2 protein-coding genes are annotated in these 769 nt (G+C 50.1%); both read left to right on the plus strand.

The window, feature by feature from the left end; translation table 11 throughout:
- On the plus strand, positions 1-233 hold a 233-nt coding region (locus DKW60_RS24205), incomplete at its 5' end, for a hypothetical protein (protein ID WP_219988905.1).
- Positions 233-769: cytochrome-c peroxidase (locus tag DKW60_RS23330; protein WP_181389869.1), on the plus strand; the 537-nt coding region annotated here is incomplete at its 3' end. The genes DKW60_RS24205 and DKW60_RS23330, both read left to right, overlap by 1 nt.

Genomic DNA, 769 nt, shown 5'->3' on the forward strand with positions numbered 1-769 from the left:
CATTTTTCCAACGTTATTCAGACGGCTCAAAACAGACAGCTGAGTTAGGTCGGTGGCTTCAAACGCAAGCGGTCACAGTGGGAAAGCCCATTCTGCTTGTAACGCATCAAGTGAACATTACAGGTTTGACTGGTGTGTACCCGCGCTCTGGGGAGTTGGTTGTGATTAAACATCCTGCGACCTTAGCTGAGGATGCCGAAATCATGGTAATGGGCACATTAGAGACAAATTAATGAGATTGGAGTTTACGCTGAGTCTTGTTACTCCAGTCCTTTCGGCAGTCTTGATTTGCTTCGCGCCGGGAGCCGCTGCCGAAGGTGAGATTCAAACTTCAGCACCGAATGAGAACATGCCAGCCAAAACGGTGACTGCATTAGATGCCTCAGGCTTAGTACTAACTCAACAGCAACTCTCCAGCGCTCTGGCACACGGCCCTTGGCCGCCCGCCTTAAACAATGATCCCAGTAATCGGGTATCTGGAAATCCCGATGCCATCGAATTTGGAAAACAGCTGTTTTTCACGCCGTTATTATCCGCGAATAAACAAGTCAGCTGTGCATCCTGTCATAGTCCGGATCAGGCCTTCGCCAGTGGACCCGCAATTGCCGCAAACACTCATGACCTTCATCGAAATACACAAACAGTCATCAATACCCGATTTAACCGATGGTTTGGTTGGGATGGACGAAACGACAATTTGTGGGCGCAGTCGATTCGCCCGATTACGCGTTTAGAGGAAATGGCGCTACCACCGGAGGCTGTGCGAGAG

Source organism: Leucothrix pacifica (genome assembly GCF_003172875.1).
In the GTDB taxonomy this organism is placed as follows: Bacteria; Pseudomonadota; Gammaproteobacteria; order Thiotrichales; family Thiotrichaceae; genus Leucothrix; species Leucothrix pacifica.